The 17,693-nt window shown below is 55.9% G+C and carries 16 protein-coding genes; 10 read left to right on the plus strand and 6 right to left on the minus strand.

The genetic code is table 11. The features are described from left to right. The 6 genes from livF to ugpQ all read left to right on the plus strand — a co-directional run bounded on the left by livF (position 1) and on the right by ugpQ (position 5,946). Positions 1-714 carry a high-affinity branched-chain amino acid ABC transporter ATP-binding protein LivF gene (gene livF, locus AC6I8K_RS01565; protein ID WP_483816630.1) on the plus strand — a complete coding sequence of 238 codons (714 nt, stop codon included), beginning with the start codon at positions 1-3 and terminating at the stop codon, positions 712-714. 308 nt (positions 715-1,022) lie between these two features. Then, positions 1,023-2,339 (plus strand): sn-glycerol-3-phosphate ABC transporter substrate-binding protein UgpB, encoded by a 1,317-nt coding sequence (ugpB, locus tag AC6I8K_RS01570; protein ID WP_483816631.1) that lies wholly within the window; start codon positions 1,023-1,025, stop codon positions 2,337-2,339. A 63-nt stretch (positions 2,340-2,402) separates the two neighbouring features. Next, positions 2,403-3,290, plus strand: coding sequence for a sn-glycerol-3-phosphate ABC transporter permease UgpA (gene ugpA / locus AC6I8K_RS01575; RefSeq protein ID WP_483816632.1), 888 nt, complete (start codon positions 2,403-2,405; stop codon positions 3,288-3,290). Beyond that, positions 3,287-4,132, plus strand: coding sequence for a sn-glycerol-3-phosphate ABC transporter permease UgpE (gene ugpE / locus AC6I8K_RS01580; protein WP_064737930.1), 846 nt, complete (start codon positions 3,287-3,289; stop codon positions 4,130-4,132). The genes ugpA and ugpE overlap by 4 nt, the downstream gene beginning before the upstream one ends. Then, a complete protein-coding gene (locus AC6I8K_RS01585) occupies positions 4,133-5,206 on the plus strand; it encodes a sn-glycerol-3-phosphate import ATP-binding protein UgpC (RefSeq protein ID WP_483816633.1) in 1,074 nt (357 codons plus the stop codon). Continuing rightward, positions 5,203-5,946, plus strand: a complete 744-nt coding sequence (gene ugpQ / locus AC6I8K_RS01590) for a glycerophosphodiester phosphodiesterase (protein WP_483816634.1) — start codon at positions 5,203-5,205, stop codon at positions 5,944-5,946. Before AC6I8K_RS01585 ends, ugpQ begins: the two co-directional genes overlap by 4 nt. Here ugpQ and AC6I8K_RS01595 read toward each other — a convergent pair. Next, positions 5,943-6,227 carry a DUF2756 domain-containing protein gene (locus tag AC6I8K_RS01595; protein WP_483816635.1) on the minus strand — a complete coding sequence of 95 codons (285 nt, stop codon included), beginning with the start codon at positions 6,225-6,227 and terminating at the stop codon, positions 5,943-5,945. The genes ugpQ and AC6I8K_RS01595 overlap by 4 nt on opposite strands. A 202-nt stretch (positions 6,228-6,429) precedes the next feature. On the opposite strand from AC6I8K_RS01595, the gene ggt reads away from it, so the two are divergent. Beyond that, positions 6,430-8,181, plus strand: a complete 1,752-nt coding sequence (gene ggt / locus AC6I8K_RS01600; protein ID WP_497826129.1) for a gamma-glutamyltransferase — start codon at positions 6,430-6,432, stop codon at positions 8,179-8,181. Positions 8,182-8,261: 80 nt separating this feature from the next. Here the strand turns inward: ggt and AC6I8K_RS01605 are convergent, their stop codons facing one another. After that, positions 8,262-8,753 carry a GNAT family N-acetyltransferase gene (locus tag AC6I8K_RS01605; RefSeq protein WP_497826130.1) on the minus strand — a complete coding sequence of 164 codons (492 nt, stop codon included), beginning with the start codon at positions 8,751-8,753 and terminating at the stop codon, positions 8,262-8,264. Positions 8,754-8,981: 228 nt separating this feature from the next. Beyond that, positions 8,982-10,553: an AbgT family transporter gene (locus AC6I8K_RS01610; protein ID WP_497826131.1), complete on the minus strand. Its 1,572-nt coding sequence runs from the start codon at positions 10,551-10,553 to the stop codon at positions 8,982-8,984. A gap of 520 nt (positions 10,554-11,073) precedes the next feature. Between AC6I8K_RS01610 and gntR the strand changes: the two genes are divergently transcribed. The 3 genes from gntR (at position 11,074) to gntU (ending at position 14,091) form a co-directional block, all read left to right on the plus strand. Then, a complete protein-coding gene (gntR, locus tag AC6I8K_RS01615) occupies positions 11,074-12,069 on the plus strand; it encodes a gluconate operon transcriptional repressor GntR (protein ID WP_064737923.1) in 996 nt (331 codons plus the stop codon). Positions 12,070-12,211: 142 nt separating this feature from the next. Then, complete coding sequence (gene gntK / locus AC6I8K_RS01620; protein ID WP_483816638.1) at positions 12,212-12,748, plus strand: gluconokinase; 537 nt, start codon at positions 12,212-12,214, stop codon at positions 12,746-12,748. A 2-nt stretch (positions 12,749-12,750) separates the two neighbouring features. Then, positions 12,751-14,091 (plus strand): gluconate transporter, encoded by a 1,341-nt coding sequence (gene gntU / locus AC6I8K_RS01625; protein ID WP_064737922.1) that lies wholly within the window; start codon positions 12,751-12,753, stop codon positions 14,089-14,091. Positions 14,092-14,175: 84 nt separating this feature from the next. Here gntU and AC6I8K_RS01630 read toward each other — a convergent pair whose 3' ends face one another. The 3 genes from AC6I8K_RS01630 to AC6I8K_RS01640 all read right to left on the minus strand — a co-directional run bounded on the left by AC6I8K_RS01630 (position 14,176) and on the right by AC6I8K_RS01640 (position 17,692). Further along, positions 14,176-15,801: a Na/Pi cotransporter family protein gene (locus AC6I8K_RS01630; RefSeq protein WP_483816640.1), complete on the minus strand. Its 1,626-nt coding sequence runs from the start codon at positions 15,799-15,801 to the stop codon at positions 14,176-14,178. A gap of 110 nt (positions 15,802-15,911) precedes the next feature. Beyond that, positions 15,912-16,904, minus strand: coding sequence for an ABC transporter ATP-binding protein (locus AC6I8K_RS01635; RefSeq protein WP_497826132.1), 993 nt, complete (start codon positions 16,902-16,904; stop codon positions 15,912-15,914). A 2-nt stretch (positions 16,905-16,906) separates the two neighbouring features. Further along, a complete protein-coding gene (locus AC6I8K_RS01640; protein ID WP_009128570.1) occupies positions 16,907-17,692 on the minus strand; it encodes an ABC transporter permease in 786 nt (261 codons plus the stop codon). Between the last annotated feature and the right edge of the window lies 1 nt (position 17,693).

Raw genomic sequence — 17,693 nt, forward strand, 5'->3', positions numbered from 1 at the left:
ATGGCAAACCCGATTTTAACCTTGCAGGGTGTCAGCGCCCATTACGGTCCGATTCAGGCGCTGCACAACATTAATCTGCACATCAATCAGGGCGAAATCGTTACCCTGATTGGTGCCAACGGCGCGGGTAAAACCACGCTGCTCGGCACCTTGTGCGGCGAACCGCGCGCCACCAGCGGCAGCATCACTTTTGATGGTAAAGCGATCACCGACTGGCAAACGGCGAAAATCATGCGCGAAGCGATTGCCATCGTGCCGGAAGGTCGGCGGGTGTTTTCGCGTATGACGGTGGAAGAGAATCTGGCGATGGGCGGCTTCTTCGCTACGCGACAGCAGTATCTGGAGCGTATTGATCGCGTCTATCAGCTGTTTTCACGCCTGGCAGAACGTAAAGCACAGCGTGCGGGCACCATGTCCGGCGGTGAGCAGCAGATGCTGGCGATTGGCCGTGCGCTGATGAGCCAGCCGCGTTTGCTGCTGCTGGATGAACCGTCGCTGGGATTGGCGCCAATTATCATCCAGCAGATCTTCGATACCATTGAGCAACTGCGCAAAGAGGGCATGACCATTTTCCTCGTCGAGCAGAACGCCAACCAGGCGCTAAAGCTGGCAGATCGCGGTTATGTGCTGGAGAACGGCCACGTGGTGCTGGAGGATAGCGGCGAAGCGCTGCTATCAAATGAAGCGGTGAGAAGCGCGTATTTAGGCGCGTAATTGGTGCTCGCTGTCCCCCTGGATAGGGGCTCGCTGTCCCCCTCCTCGGTCCTCCCCCATAAATGGGGGAGGAAGATGCTGCCATATGTGAGTGCTGAAGCAGCAAGTGGCAGCGTTTCCTTCCCCCGCTAGCGGGGGAAGGCCGGGATGGGGGACAGCCAGCACGGACGAATATATAAACCTATCCCATCCCGCTGTCACATCCCCGTAATCAACCTGTTATTAATCCGTCATTTTCCCGTGTCATGTTACGTCGCGAACTACAAAATGCGCGAATTCGCGCGTCGCTAACAGCACAGGAAAACTTTATGTCCGCTTTTACGCTTCGTCCCCGCCTGATGAGTGTCGTACTCGGTCTGGCGCTCAGCGGTAATGCGCTGGCTGCAACTGAGATCCCTTTCTGGCACTCAATGGAAGGCGAGTTAGGCAAAGAAGTTGATTCTCTGGCACAACGTTTTAACCAGGCTCACCCCGATTACAAGATCGTTCCGACATACAAAGGCAACTACGAGCAGAGCTTAGCGGCGGGTATCGCGGCGGTGCGCGCCGGTAAAGCGCCTGCGCTGCTGCAGGTGTATGAAGTCGGTACGGCGACGATGATGGCGTCAAAAGCGATTGTACCAGTCAATCAAGTGTTCAAAGACGCTGGCGTGCCGATGGATCCGCAACAGTTCGTGCCCGCCGTTGCGGGTTACTACAGCGACAGTAAAGGCCAGCTGATCTCTCAGCCGTTCAACAGCTCAACGCCGGTACTGTACTACAACAAAGATGCTTTCAAAAAAGCCGGTCTGAACCCGGATCAGCCACCAAAAACCTGGCAGGCGCTGGCGAAAGATGCCGAAGCGCTGCGTAAAGCGGGCCTGACCTGCGGTTACGCCAGTGGCTGGCAGGGCTGGATTCAGATTGAAAACTTCAGCGCCTGGCATGCGTTGCCGGTCGCCACCAAAAACAACGGCTTTGACGGTACCGATGCGGTGCTGGAATTCAATAAGCCGGTGCAGGTGCGCCACATCGAAATGTTGGAAGCGATGAATAAGAAGGGGGATTTCACCTACTTCGGTCGTAAAGATGAATCTACCGCCAAGTTCTACAACGGCGATTGCGGCATCACCACTGCCTCTTCCGGTTCACTGGCCGACATCAAACACTACGCCAAATTTAACTTCGGCGTTGGCATGATGCCCTACGATGAAACCGTACCGAACGCACCGCAGAACGCCATCATTGGCGGCGCGAGCCTGTGGGTGATGAAAGGCAAAGATGCCAACACCTACAAAGGCGCGGCGGAGTTCATGAAGTTCCTCGCTCAGCCGGAAATCGCTGCCGAATGGCACCAGAAAACCGGTTACCTGCCAATTACCACCGCAGCGTATGAGCTGACTAAGCAGCAGGGCTTCTACGACAAGAACCCAGGCGCAGACATCGCCACGCGCCAGATGCTGAACAAAGATCCGCTGCCGTTCACCAAAGGCATGCGTCTGGGCAATATGCCGCAGATTCGTACTATTGTGGACGAGGAGCTGGAAGGCGTGTGGACCGGCAAACAGGCGCCGCAGGCTGCGCTGGATAACGCTGTGAAACGCGGTAACGAGCTGCTGCGCCGTTTTGAGCAGCAAGTGAAGTAATGCTGTTATCTCGGGGCCGGCGCCTGGCGTTCGCCCCGATTTTTCTCTCAGATTGAGCCTGCTATGTCCTCATCGCGCCCCGTATTTCGCTCCCGTTTTCTGCCCTATTTGCTGCTGCTGCCGCAGTTGGTGATTACGGCCATTTTCTTCCTGTGGCCTGCCGGTGAAGCCTTGTGGTATTCGCTGCAAAGCATTGATCCTTTTGGCATCTCCAGCACCTTCGTTGGGCTGGCGAACTTCAAACGCCTGTTCAGCGACGACTATTATCTGGCGTCCTTCTGGACCACCATTGAGTTCAGTGCGCTGGTCACGATTTGCGGCATGACTTTTTCCCTGCTGCTGGCGGCGCTAGTGGATTACGTGATTCGCCTGCGCAGCCTCTACCAAACCTTGCTGCTGTTGCCGTACGCGGTCGCGCCGGTGGTGGCTGCGGTGCTGTGGATGTTCCTGTTCAATCCGGGCCTCGGTTTGTTTAGCCACCTGCTGAACCAAATGGGCTACAACTGGAACTACGCGCAAAATAGCGGTCAGGCGATGTTCCTGATTGTATTGGCGTCGATCTGGCAGCAAATGAGCTACAACTTTCTGTTTTTCTTCGCCGCGCTGCAGTCGATTCCCAAATCGCTGGTGGAAGCGGCGGCGATCGATGGCGCCGGTCCGGTGCGTCGCTTCTTCAATTTGTCGCTGCCGCTGATTACGCCGGTGAGCTTCTTCCTGCTGGTGGTGAATCTGGTGTATGCCTTCTTCGATACCTTCCCGGTGATCGATGCCGCCACCGGCGGCGGTCCGGTGCAGGCCACCACTACGCTTATCTACAAAATCTATCGCGAAGGTTTTACCGGCCTGGATCTCTCTTCGTCCGCCGCGCAATCGGTGGTGCTGATGCTGCTGGTGATTGGCCTGACCATTCTGCAATTCCGCTTTGTCGAGCGTAAGGTGCAATACCAATGATTGAGAATCGACGCGGGCTGGATATCTTCAGCCATACCTTGCTGGTGCTGGGCGTGCTGACCATTCTGTTCCCGCTCTACATCGCTTTTGTGGCGGCGACGCTGGATAACGAGGCGGTGTATCAGGTGCCGATGACGCTATTGCCGGGCACGCATTTGTGGGAAAACATCTCGCGCATCTGGACGCACGGTGTGAATGGCAACGGCCCGGCATTTGGCATGATGATGCTCAATAGCCTGCTAATGGCGCTCGGCATCACCGTCGGCAAAATCACGGTGTCGATGCTCTCCGCCTTTGCGCTGGTGTGGTTCCGCTTCCCGCTGCGCGCGCTGTTTTTCTGGCTGATATTCATCACCCTGATGTTGCCGGTTGAAGTCCGTATTTTCCCAACCGTGGACGTGATTTCGACGCTGAATATGCTCGACAGCTACAGCGGCTTAACGCTGCCGCTGATGGCATCAGCTACCGCCACTTTTCTGTTTCGTCAGTTCTTTATGTCGCTACCGGACGAGCTGATTGAAGCGGCGCGTATCGACGGTGCCAGCCCAATGCGCTTCTTCTGGGACATCGTGTTACCGCTATCCAAAACCAACCTCGCCGCGCTCTTCGTGATCACCTTCATCTACGGCTGGAACCAATATTTGTGGCCGCTGCTGATCATCAACGATGCCAGCCTCAGTACCGCAGTAGCCGGGGTGAAAAGCATGATTAACAGCAGCGGCGGGCCTACGCAGTGGAATGAAGTGATGGCGGCAATGTTATTAACCCTGATTCCACCGGTGGTGGTGGTACTCGTGATGCAACGTGCGTTTGTGCGTGGCCTGGTGGAGAGTGATAAATAAATGGCAGGCGTAACCCTTCAGACCGTTACCAAATCGTATGACGGCAAAAATCAGATCATTCAGCCACTGAATATCACCATCAACGATGGCGAGTTTATGGTGATGGTCGGCCCTTCCGGCTGCGGTAAATCGACGCTGCTGCGCATGGTGGCGGGGCTTGAGCGCGTATCGTCCGGTGATATTTACATTGATGATAAACGTGTCACCAACATGGAGCCGAAAGATCGCGGCATCGCCATGGTGTTCCAGAACTACGCGCTTTATCCACACATGACGGTGGGCGAAAATATGGCGTATGGCCTGAAAATTCGCGGCATGGGCAAAGTACAGATCGAGCAGCGCGTCATGGACGCTGCGCGCAGTCTGGAGCTGGATCATCTGCTGCATCGCCGTCCGCGCGAGCTGTCGGGCGGACAGCGTCAGCGTGTCGCCATGGGCCGCGCCATCGTGCGTGAACCGGCGGTATTTCTGTTTGATGAGCCGCTCTCGAATCTCGATGCGCGCTTGCGCGTGCAGATGCGTCTTGAGCTGCAACAGCTGCATCGCCGCCTGAAAACCACCAGCATTTACGTGACCCACGACCAAGTTGAAGCGATGACGCTGGCGCAGCGCGTGATGGTGATGAACAAAGGCGTGGTGGAGCAGGTGGGCACGCCGGTAGAGGTGTACGAGCGTCCGGCCAGCCAGTTTGTCGCCTCATTTATCGGCGCACCCGCCATGAACCTGCTAACGGGACAAATCAGCAGCGATGGTACGCACTTTACGCTGGATGCGCTCAACGGCTTGCTGCTGGGCGAAAGCAAAGCGAAATGGGCCAATCGTCCGCTGACGCTGGGCATTCGTCCCGAGCACATTACACTCAGCAGCCGCGACGCCGGCGGCATTCCGCTGGTGGTAGAGACGCTGGAGATGCTCGGCGCGGATAATCTGGCGCACGGGCGCATCGGTAACGCGCGCATGGTGGTACGTTTACCGCATAGCGAACGTCCGCAGGCGGGCAGCACCTTGTGGCTGCATCTGCCGTCAGATGCGTTACACTTCTTCGATTCAACTTATGGAAAGCGTCTGGAATGAGTCAACACAACTGGCCTTATCCGCACATTGTCGCGCATCGCGGCGGCGGCAAACTGGCCCCGGAAAATACCCTCGCGGCGATTGATGTCGGTGCGCAGCTTGGTCATACCATGATCGAATTTGACGCCAAGCTGTCGGAAGATAAGCAGATTTTCCTGCTGCACGATGACACGCTCGATCGCACCAGCAACGGCTGGGGCGTGGCGGGCGCGCTGTCGTGGCATAAGTTGTCACAGCTGGATGCCGGCGGTTGGTTTAGCCGCGATTACGAAGGCGAGCCGCTGGCGTTGCTCAGCGAAGTGGCTGAACGTTGTCGCCAGCATCAGATGATGGCGAACATCGAGATCAAACCGACCACCGGACAGGATGTGGAAACCGGGCGCAACGTGGCACTGGCCGCGCGCGAGCTGTGGCAAGGTCAAACCGCGCCGCTGCTCTCGTCCTTCTCATACACCGCGTTGGAAGCCGCCATGCAGGCGGCACCGGAACTGCCGCGCGGTTTGCTGCTGGATGAGTGGCACGATGACTGGCAGGCGCTGACTGAACGTCTGGCATGTGTATCGATCCATCTGAATCATAAATTACTCGACGCCGAACGCACTGCGCTGCTGAAAGCGGCCGGTCTGCACATTCTGGTGTATACCGTGAATCAGCCCGCGCGGGCGCGCGAGCTATTAAGTTGGGGCGTCGACGCGATCTGCACCGATCGCATCGATATTATCGGCCCCGATTTCCGCTAGTTCTGCTGCTGTTTTTGGCCCGGCTGCGACTGAATCACTTGCTGCTGGGCACTATTCCGTTGTTCCTGCACCTTGCGCTGTACATCCTGACTTTGCTGCTGCTGATTCTGCTGCAACTTGAGCTTCTGCTGTTGCTGCTGATTTTGCATTTGCGACTGCATCCGTTGCTGGCTCGGGTTATAGCCAGGTTTGTTTGGGTCGTTGGTGCTGTTCAACATATTTGCCATGCTGCTTAACGGCAGCAACGCTGCGATCATAATTAACCATTTATTTTTGTTCATGGTGTTTCCTCCATCAATGCAGCCTGCTGTGTGTTGCCGCCCTCAGGCCGCAACGGCTACTCACATAAGTTTATGCTATATCTCAAACCCCTCATCCAGGAGTGCACCTAATTTAACTTTACTGCTACGCTTTTTACTGTATTTGCAAACACTTGCATCAATTAATAACAAATGTAAATAACGTTAAAAGGGTGGTAACAGGATGAGGATACAGGGCAACGTACGTCAGTTAGGCTGGGCATTGCTGATGAGTTTCACCGTGGTGCAGGGGGGACAAGCCGCGCCCGCCAGTGCGCCACCGGTCTCTTATGGTGTGGATAGCGATACTTTTCACCCGGTAAAAGCCAAACATGGCATGGTGGCATCGGTGGATGCGATGGCGACGGACGTCGGTGTCGACATTCTTAAGCAGGGCGGTAATGCCGTGGATGCAGCGGTTGCAGTGGGCTTTGCGCTGGCGGTAACGCATCCGCAAGCCGGTAACCTTGGCGGCGGCGGCTTCATGTTGTTACGCACCGCATCCGGTCGCACCACCGCCATCGACTTCCGCGAAATGGCACCGGCGCGCGCGTCACGCGATATGTTCCTTGATAAGCAGGGCAACGCTGACAGTAAGTTGTCACTTACTTCTCATTTAGCATCGGGCACGCCGGGCACTGTAGCCGGCTTTGCGCTAGCGGCACAGAAATACGGCACCTTACCGCTGAGCAAATTACTGGCGCCTGCCATCAAACTGGCACGTGACGGCATCGTAGTGAACGATGCTTTAGCTGACGATCTCGCCACTTACGGTAAAGAGACGCTGATCAACCACGACAACAGCCGCGCGATTTTCTACAAAGCGGACGGTAAGCCGTATCAGAAGGGCGAACGTCTGGTGCAGAAAAACCTCGCACGCAGTTTGCAGCTGATTGCCCAGCAAGGCCCGGATGCGTTCTACAAAGGCAAAATCGCCGATGAAATTGCCGCAGAAATGGCGCAGCACGGCGGACTGATTGGTAAACCGGATCTGGCGGCCTATCGCGCGGTGGAGCGTAAACCGGTCAGCGGCACCTATCGCGGCTATGAAGTGTTCTCCATGCCACCGCCATCGTCCGGCGGAATTCACATCGTGCAGATCCTCAATATTCTGGAAAACTTCGATTTGGCGAAAGCGGGCTTTGGCAGCGCCGATGCGATGCAGGTGATGGCGGAAGCGGAAAAATATGCCTATGCCGACCGTTCGGAATACCTTGGCGATCCTGATTTCGTCAAGGTGCCGCAGCAGGCGCTGACCAGCAAAGCCTACGCCAAAACCCTGGCGCAGCAGATTGACGTCAACAAAGCGCGTCCATCCAGCGAGATCAAGCCGGGCAAACTGGCCCCGTATGAAAGCAATCAAACCACCCATTTCTCGGTGGTGGATAAAGATGGCAACGCGGTCGCGGTAACTTACACGCTGAATACCTATTTCGGCAGCGGCATTGTCGCCGGACAAAGCGGCATCCTGATGAACAATGAAATGGATGATTTCTCGGCTAAACCGGGCACGCCAAACGTTTACGGCTTAGTCGGCGGCGAGGCGAATGCAGTGCAACCGGCTAAGCGCCCGCTGTCATCCATGTCGCCAACCATCGTGGCGAAAGACGGTAAAACCTGGCTGGTCACCGGCAGCCCAGGCGGCAGCCGTATCATCACCACCGTGCTGCAAATGGTGGTAAACAGCATCGATTTCGGTATGAACGTAGCGGAAGCGACCAATGCGCCACGTTTCCATCATCAGTGGCTCCCGGATCAGTTGCGCGTCGAGAAAGGCTTTAGCCCGGATACACTGCGTCTGCTTGAAACCAAAGGCCAACATGTGAAAGTGATGCCCGCAATGGGTAGCACGCAGAGCATTATGATTGGGCCAGATGGCATGCGCTATGGTGCATCGGATCCCCGTTCGGTGGATGATTTGAGCGCAGGATACTAATTAATAATGCGCAATAAATTGCGCCGCTACGGTATATGCACGCATGTGTAGCGGGGCGATTTATCGCGCAGTTTTCAGGGTTATTTCAAGCGCGCCATATAATGCGTATCCACCATTTCGCCGTTGCGCATAGCATGTCGCCGCGCGGTGCCTTCAATCTCAAAGCCAAACTGCTGATATAAGCCAAGCGCTTTGTGGTTATCGGCGAACACCGTCAGTTCAATACGCGTCACCTGCAGCCAGTTGTCACACAAATCTATCATCGCTGACATCAGTGCTTTACCGACGCCGCGCCGCTGATAGGCAGCATCGACGCCCATCCCAAAGGTCGCCGTATGGCGACGGCGCGCCACCGACAGCACTTCCAGAGTCAGTTGTCCGGCGATCTGATCGTCAATACACGCCACTAGCATATGCACACCCGGACGCAGATTGCTGAGGCGTTCCTGCCACAGCGTCGGCGATTGAAACGGTAGATGCAGCGTGCTGGCCTGCGGTTCAGGCTGGCAGTACATGCGCGTTAACGCGGCGGCATCTTCGGGAACAGCATGGCGAATGACGATCTGACTCATAGCGCGACTCCTTGTGCAAAATGGATAAAATCCCCTTTAACATCAAGGAATTCTCGCGCTTCGTCAATGCAAAATATTTCGCAAAAGGGCTTTACAGACGAGAATGATAATGATTATTATTGTCATGCGAGCTCGGAAACGTCTCCTGACTCCCGGGTAAGCACGACATTGCTCACATTGCTTCCAAGTATTATTTAGCCAGCTCGGGTGCTGGCTTTTTTTTTGCTTTTACATTGTGTACCAGGTGGCGGCACCGGGCCCAACCGGCAGATTAAACACAAACACCCACAGGACAAACAGTAGCGTCCAGCCAATCATAAACACCACCGAATAGGGCAGCATCATGGCAACCAGCGTACCGATGCCCATGTCGCGACGATAGCGCGACGCCACCGCCATAATCAGCCCAAAGTAACTCATCATCGGCGTAATCACGTTGGTTACCGAATCGCCGATGCGATAAGCCGCCTGAATCACTTCGGGCGCAAAGCCTACCAGCATCAACATCGGCACAAAGATCGGTGCCGTAACGGCCCATTGTGCCGAGGCGGAACCAATCATCAGATTGATAAAGCCACAAATCATGATGAAGAAAACGAACAGCAGCGGTGCGCCCATATCCAGCGATGCCAGCAGATTGGCACCTTTTATCGCGACGACGGTGCCAAAATTGCTCCAGTTAAAGAACGCAACGAATTGCGCGGCAAAGAACACCAATACAATGTACATTCCCATGCTGCTCATGCTGGCAGACATCGCGTTGATCACGTCGCGATCGTTGCGCATATTGCCAATCATGCGGCCGTAGACCATGCCTGGAATGGCGAAGAAGACAAAGATAAACACCACAATACCTTTCAGGAACGGCGAGCCTGCCAGTGTTCCGGTTTTCGGGTTAAGCAATACGCCATAACCCGGAATGACGGTCAGTATCAGCAGCAGCGTGACGCCGAGAACCGCCCAGCCAGCCCCTTTCAGCGCACGCCGTTCCAACGCTGTCAGCGCACCCATATCGCCACGCACCGCGTCGCCCTCGCTATCCTGATACACGCCCAGCTTAGGTTCGACAATGCTATTGGTAATCCATGTTCCCAGAACGGAAATCACGAAGGTGCTGACAAACATGAAGTACCAGTTCACTTCCGGGCCAACGTGGTAATTCGGGTCAATAATCTGCGCGGCGCTTTGGGTAATGCCCGACAGCAGCGGATCGATGGTGCCAAGTAGCAAATTGGCGCTGTAGCCACCGGAAACGCCGGCAAACGCCGCTGCCAGTCCCGCCAGCGGATGACGGCCCAGCGAGTGGAAAATCATCGCGGCCAGTGGAATCAGCACTACATAGCCCAGTTCGGAAGCCGTGTTGGAGATAATGCCGGCGAAGACAATGGTAAACGTGATGAGCTTTTTCGGTGCGTTAAATACCAGCGCACGCATTGCCGCCGAGAGCAGACCGGAATGTTCGGCGATACCCACGCCGAGCAGAGCGACCAGCACGGTGCCGAGCGGGGCGAAGCCGGTAAAGTTGGTGACCAGATTACTGACGATACGTTGCAGACCTTCGGCACTCATCAGGCTAACGACATGAATCACGCCATCTGGCGCGCGGCCCGCAGCGCCAGCGGGGCGCGGATCCATGACGTTGACACCAAACGCTGCGGCAAGGGCTGACGCGATGATGATGAACAGTGAAAACAGCGCAAATAAGGTAATGGGATGGGGCAACAAGTTACCTAGCCACTCAACGGTATTGAGAAAACGCTCAATCGGGCGCTTGGCTGGTGTAGAAGAATGGTCCGTCATAATGGTCCTTGTTTTGTCATTTAATCTACGGTGCAGGACTGCCGATGCTCTTTGTTCTCTCTCTGGTTAGCTACAAGACCATTCTCGTAAGTGATGAGAAGCCAGGTGCGCATGAATGCACACCCTATAAAACCCCCCGCCAATAACCTTAGGGTCGCTATTAATGGCGTAATGCCGATCAGTTAAGCACCCAGCCACTTTCGTTCGCCATCGGCTGGGGCAGTTTCAGCTATGCCGTGCGGCGACCGAGCAGAGGACGCCTGGCCGCGCCCTGGAATCCTTCACTCGCTCAGCGGGCTGGGATGTCGCCTCAACACCCACGCTGGAGCATCAATGCCTATTTATTAATCAATGTCGCTGTAACGGCTGTAGGGTCGCCATTCATGGCGACCAGGTTACCGAGCCAATGCGCTGCTTAACTGACGAGCATTGCGCTATTAATGGCGACCGATTTCCCGCAAAACCTGAACCTAACAAAAAAATGATAAACTTGGGTTATCTCTGATCTCAGGCGCATACGATGAAGAAGAAAAGACCGGTATTACAGGACGTTGCCGATCGCGTCGGCATCACAAAAATGACCGTTAGCCGTTACCTGCGCAACCCCGATCAGGTCTCTGCGGCCCTACGTGACAAAATCGCCGTGGCGCTGGACGAGCTCGGCTATATTCCTAATCGCGCTCCCGATATGCTTTCTAACGCCACCAGCCGCGCCATTGGCGTCTTGCTGCCTTCGCTGACGAACCAGGTTTTTGCCGACGTACTACGCGGCATCGAAGCGGTTACGGATGAAGCGGGGTATCAAACGCTGGTGGCGCACTTCGGTTATAACGCGCAGAAAGAGGAGCTACAGTTGCGCTCGCTGCTCGGTTGGAATATCGACGGCGTGATCCTCACTGAACGCACCCACACGCCGGGCACGCTACGCATGCTGGAAGTGGCGGGCATTCCGGTGATTGAAATGATGGACTCAGTGACGCCGTGCCTCGATATGGCGGTGGGCTTTGATAACGTCGAAGCCGCGCGGCAGATGACGCGTGCTATTCTGAAAAAAGGCCATCGCCACACGGTTTATCTCGGCGCGCGTCTTGATGAACGTACTTTGCAGAAGCAGCAGGGCTACGAAAAAGCGATGCGCGAAGCGGGGCTCACGCCACACAGCGTGATGATGGAAGATGCCTCCTCTTTCAGCGCCGGCGCACAACTGCTGTGCGAAGCACAAAAGCGTTATCCTGAAACCGATAGTCTGTTCTGTACCAACGATGACCTGGCGGTGGGCGCGATGTTTGAGTGTCAGCGTCAGGGATTGCAGGTGCCGCAGCAGATGGCGATTGCCGGTTTCCACGGCCACGACATTACGCAAGTGGTGAATCCACGCCTCGCTACGGTGTTAACACCGCGCGAGCGTATGGGACGGGAATCCGCCGCGATGCTGCTGGCGCGGATTGGCGGCGATCGCACGGTTAGCAAACCGTTGGATGTCGGCTTCGAAATTGCCGAAGGTGACAGCATCTGATTTTGATGAATTTATGAGTCAGCTCACACTTTCGTGCTTTTCCGCCTGAGAAGGGTTGTCAGCTTTCGAATCGGCTCCGACAATGATGACTGAATTTGTTATCGGTAACATTGGGCAGAATTCACTGCCGGAGCGCAAAAAAATGACAACGCCATCTCCATCGCACCACGTCTTTATCCTGATGGGCGTTTCCGGCAGCGGAAAATCTGCCGTCGCCAATCAGGTCTCACATGCGTTAAACACGGCATTCCTTGATGGAGATTTCCTCCATCCACGCAGCAACATCATGAAAATGGCCGACGGTCATCCGCTGGACGACAACGATCGTCAGCCGTGGCTGCAGGCACTCAATGATGCAGCGTTTGCCATGCAGCGCACGCAGGAAATCTCCATCATCGTCTGTTCCGCGCTGAAAAAGTCCTATCGCGACATCCTGCGTCAGGGCAATGAGAACCTGAAATTTATCTACCTGCAGGGCGATTTCGAAACCATCGAATCCCGCCTGAAAGCGCGTAAAGGTCACTTTTTCAAACCGCAGATGCTGGTGACGCAGTTCGCCACGCTGCAGGAACCCGGCGCGGATGAGCCCGATGTACTGGTGGTTGATATCAATCATTCACTGGATGAGGTAGTTGCGGCCACGGTTGCGACCATTGAGGGTGCAACCAACAAGGGTTAGTCATGAGTACCGCAACGCTAGTGTTAACCGCAGCAGGCTCTGTCCTGCTGCTGCTGTTTTTGGTGATGAAAGCGCGTATGCACGCCTTTGTTGCCCTGATGTTAGTCTCCATTGGTGCCGGTCTCTTCTCCGGCATGCCGCTCGATAAAATCGCTGAAACCATGGAAAAAGGCATGGGCGGAACGCTCGGCTTTCTCGCCATTGTGGTGGCGTTGGGCGCGATGTTCGGCAAGATCCTGCATGAAACCGGGGCTGTTGATCAGATCGCCATCCGCATGTTGAAAACCTTTGGTGAAAGTCGCGCGCACTATGCGATGGGCGTCGCGGGATTGATCTGCGCGTTGCCGCTGTTCTTCGAAGTGGCGGTGGTCTTGCTGATCAGCATTGCGTTCGCCGTGGCGCGCCGCACCAAAGGCAATTTAGTTAAGCTGGTCATCCCGCTTTTTGCCGGCGTTGCCGCTTCCGCCGCGTTTCTGCTGCCGGGTCCCGCGCCGATGCTGCTGGCTTCGCAGATGCACGCTGATTTTGGCTGGATGATCCTGCTGGGCCTGTGCGCAGCGATTCCGGGCATGCTGATTGCCGGTCCGCTGTTTGGTAACTTTATCGCGCGTCATGTCAGCTTTAGCGCACCGCCGGAAGATCATCAGCCGGAAGTGGAAGAGGGCAAACTGCCGTCGTTTGGCTTTAGCCTGGCGCTGATTCTGTTCCCGCTGCTGCTGGTCGGCCTGAAAACCATCGGCGCACGCTTTACCACGCCGGGTTCTCATCTGTATGAGTGGCTGGAGTTTATCGGCCATCCGTTCACCGCGATTCTGCTGGCCTGCCTGGTGGCGATTTATGGCCTGGCTTATCGGCAGGGCATGGATAAAGAGAAGGTGATGCAAGTGTGCGGCAGCGCGCTGCAACCGGCGGGCATTATTCTGCTGGTGATTGGTGCGGGCGGCGTGTTTAAGCAAGTGCTGGTGGATTCGGGCGTTGGCCCGGTGCTGGGACATGCGTTAACCGGCGCAGGCATGCCGATTGCGCTGGCGTGCTTCATCCTTTCTGGCGCGATTCGTGTGATTCAGGGATCGGCCACCGTGGCGTGTTTAACCACCGTTGGTTTAGTGATGCCGGTGATTGAACCGCTGCACTACAGCGGCGCGCAACTGGCCGCGCTGTCGATCTGTATCGGCGGCGGCTCAATCATTATCAGTCACGTGAATGATGCCGGTTTCTGGCTGTTTGGTCGCTTTACCGGCGCTTCCGAAGCGGAGACGCTGAAGACCTGGACGCTGATGGAAACCATCCTCGGCACCACCGGCGCGATTGTCGGCATGATTGCGTTTAGTTTGCTGTCGTGATGTAAACCTGCGCAATAAATTGCGCCGCTACGGAACAATGCAGATGTTTGTAGCGGCGCGATTTATCGCGCGACGTTAACCTTCTTAATCCTCATCCCGCTCATCATCCGGCTGATCTAACACCGTGTATGCCACGGCGCAGAACAACGAATTCAACCGCTTCATATCGCCCAGCAAACCTAAATGCAGCGAGCTGGTTTCGATACTTTGCACATTCTGCAGATGCAAACGCTCAACGTGCGCATGGGAGAAACGGCGAATCAGAATACGGAAGCGATGCTTGGAGCGGCGCAGGCGTTTGGCGCTGGTGACATCGTGCGACAGAAACACCGACAAACTCAGACGCAGGTTATACAGCACTTGTTCCTGCAAGGTTTGCAGCTCTTCCAGTCCTTCCGCCGAGAAGGCCCGGCGCGCGGTCAGCGATTTATCCGCCACGTCGGCGCACATACGTTCGATAATATCTCCGGCCTGCTCAAGATTGAGCGCCATCTCAATGATCTCCGCCCAGCGGCGTGAATCATCCTCCGGCAAATCTTCTCTTGGCATGCGCGCCAGATAGAGTTTGATTGCGGTGTAGAGCACATCAACATCATCATCCAGCCGCCGTACCGCGCGTTCTTCGCGCAGGTCGCCGTGCACCACTTTATTAAATGACTCAATCATCTGTTCAACGACATCGCCGATGCGCAGCGTTTCGCGTGAGGCATTAGCGAGTGCTAACGCGGGTGTATCTAATGCGCTGCTGTCGAGGTGTTTAGGCTTAAGGTGCAGCTCATTTTCCGCATCGTCGTCAATCATGCGGCGGCAAAGACGCGCCATCGGATCGGCGAACGGCACCATAATTACGCAGCGAATCAGGTTGTAGAACACGTGGAAAAAGATCACCAACTCTTCATCATTGACCGGCAACTTATCCAGCACGTCAGCGACAAAATTGACGAACGGCAAAATAGCGATGCTGCCAATCAGCTTGAACAGCAGGCTGCCGAGCGCGACGCGTTTGCCCGCTGCATTGGAGCCGCTGGCGTTGATCATCGCCAACAAGCCGCTGCCAAGGTTGGCACCAATCACCAGGCAGAGCGCCACTTTGAAGGAGATGACGCCGGTTGCCGTCAGCGTAGCGGTAATCAGCACCGCGGCGAGGCTGGAGTAACTGATGATGGCAAACACCGCGCCAATCAGCGCATCCAGCATCACGTCGCCGGTCAGCGTGGAGAACAGGACCTGCACGCCTGCCGCCTGAGTGATCGGTTTGGCGGCCGCCACAATCAGTTGCAGTGCCAACAAAATCAAGCCAAGGCCTATACTGGCGCGGCCCAGCTGCCCCACGCGCGTTTGCTTGCGGCTGAGAAAGAACACCACGCCAAAGAAGATAAACAGCGGTGAAAGCCACGACAAATCGAAGGTCAGGATACGCGCCATGATCGCGGTCCCGACATCGGCACCGAGCACTACCACCAGCGCGGGCGTCAGGCTCACCAGATTCTGCGCGACAAACGAAGTGACTAATAGCGTGGTGGCGTTACTGCTTTGCACCAGCGCTGTGACGCCAATACCGGCAAGAAACGCCATCGGTTTTTTTTCAACGCTGCGACTCAGTACGCGACGCAGATCGGCGCCGTAAACGCGCATGATGCCGGTACGCACAATGTGCGTGCCCCACACCAACAGCGCAACGGCAGAGAGTAGATTTAGCAGAGTTAACACGTATAAAGGCTCCTCATCCGTCAGGCTCAAACAATACCGATTGCCAGCCTGACGGTGAGCACAACCGGTAAAACCTTCGCCGCGTTGCGTTGCCCATTTTTTCGTTAAAATTAAGCGACCTGGCGCAACGTCGACATCTCTAACTGTAGCCCAATCTGCATGCCAGCGGGGTGCAAATCTGCCACGCTGCGGTTTAGCACATCGATGGAGAGCTCGACGTTTTGCGCTTTTACACGATAGCGGATCACGTTGCCGAGCAAGCTGTGACTGAGAATGGTGGCGGGAATACCAGCCTGCGGTGCGCACAGTTGGATCGACTCGGGGCGAATGGCCACCTGGCCGCTAAACGTCTGACCGGTAAGCTGCGTCGCCTGTTCCGCACTCAGCAGGTTGTAGTTGCCAATAAAACCGGCGGCAAACAAATCGGCCGGTTGGGTATAAAGCATTTCAGCGTTGCCGTTCTGCACGATCTTGCCACGGTTCATCAACACGATGCGATCGGACATCGTCAACGCCTCCTCCTGATCGTGGGTGACGAACAGGGTGGTGAGTTTTAGCTCTTTTTGAATATTGCGGATTTGCTCGCGCAGGTGGCGACGAATACGCGCATCCAGCGCCGACAGCGGTTCATCCAGCAGCAGCAAGCGTGGACGCGTCACCAGCGAACGCGCCAGCGCCACGCGCTGACACTGTCCGCCGGAGAGCTGATGCGGATAACGCCGCGCAAAGTCGGTGAGTTCCACCAGCGCCAGCACCTCCATCACGCGTTTTTGAATATCGCCGCCCGGCAGTTTCTGCATCTTCAGGCCAAATGCGACGTTTTTCTCCACCGTCATATTCGGGAACAGCGCGTAGCTCTGAAACACCATACCGATGGTGCGCTTCTGCGGCGGCAGCGGCACGATATCCTGGCCTTGCAGCAGCACTTTGCCGCTATCAACCTCGGTCAATCCGGCGATGCAGCGTAGCAACGTCGATTTACCGCAGCCGCTGGGGCCGAGCAGTGTGACAAACTCGCCTTCCTCAGCACTGAAATCGATGTTTTCAAAAATGGCGGTCGGGCCGTAGCTTTTATTCAACTGAGTGACGTTCAGGTAACTCATGATCAGCCTCGTTCAGGATTGAGGGCATTCGCCAGCCAGGTGACCAGCAGGACGACAGCAAAATAGGAGATCACCAGCGCGCTGGTAAAGTGGCCGCTGCCGTTGCGCATGTTAAACAGGTAAACCTGCAAGGTTTCATAGCGAGTACCGACCAGCATATTGGCGAAGACAAACTCACCAATCAGGAAGGAGAAGGAGAGCAACACAGCAATAAACACGCCTTTGCGCAGGTTTGGCAGTACCACAAACAGCGCCGCTTGCCACGTGCTGGCACCGAGCAACTGCGCGGCATCAATCAGCTCTTTCAGGTTGATCGCCTGCATATTGTTGGAGATGGCGCGATAGATAAACGGTAAGGCGATGGTGAAGTAGCAGCCGATCAAAATCCACGGCGTGCCAGTCAGCATCAGCGGCGAAGACGAATAAAGCTGCAGCAGGCCGACCGATGAAACGACCGGCGGCACGGCGAACGGCATCAGGATCAGCACGTTCATCACCGCATCCAGTTTTGGATAGTAGTAAGCAATCACAAACATGGCAGGCAGCACCAGCACCAGCGAGAACAGCAGCGCACCAAAACAAACCAGCAGCGAATGACCGAGCGCAGTCAGGAAACGCGGATCGCTCCACAGCGCAGTGAGCCACTTCAGCGTAAAGCCCTGCGGCAGGATGGTGTCGCTCCAGCTGGTGGAAATGCCGTACAGCAGCGTCGCCAGCAGCGGTGCGGCTAAGATGCACAGCAGCAGCCAGACAATCAGGCGATGGTAAAATTTTTCCGCGCGCGACAAG

Source organism: Pantoea sp. X-Soil-ISGK-421, assembly GCF_059730785.1.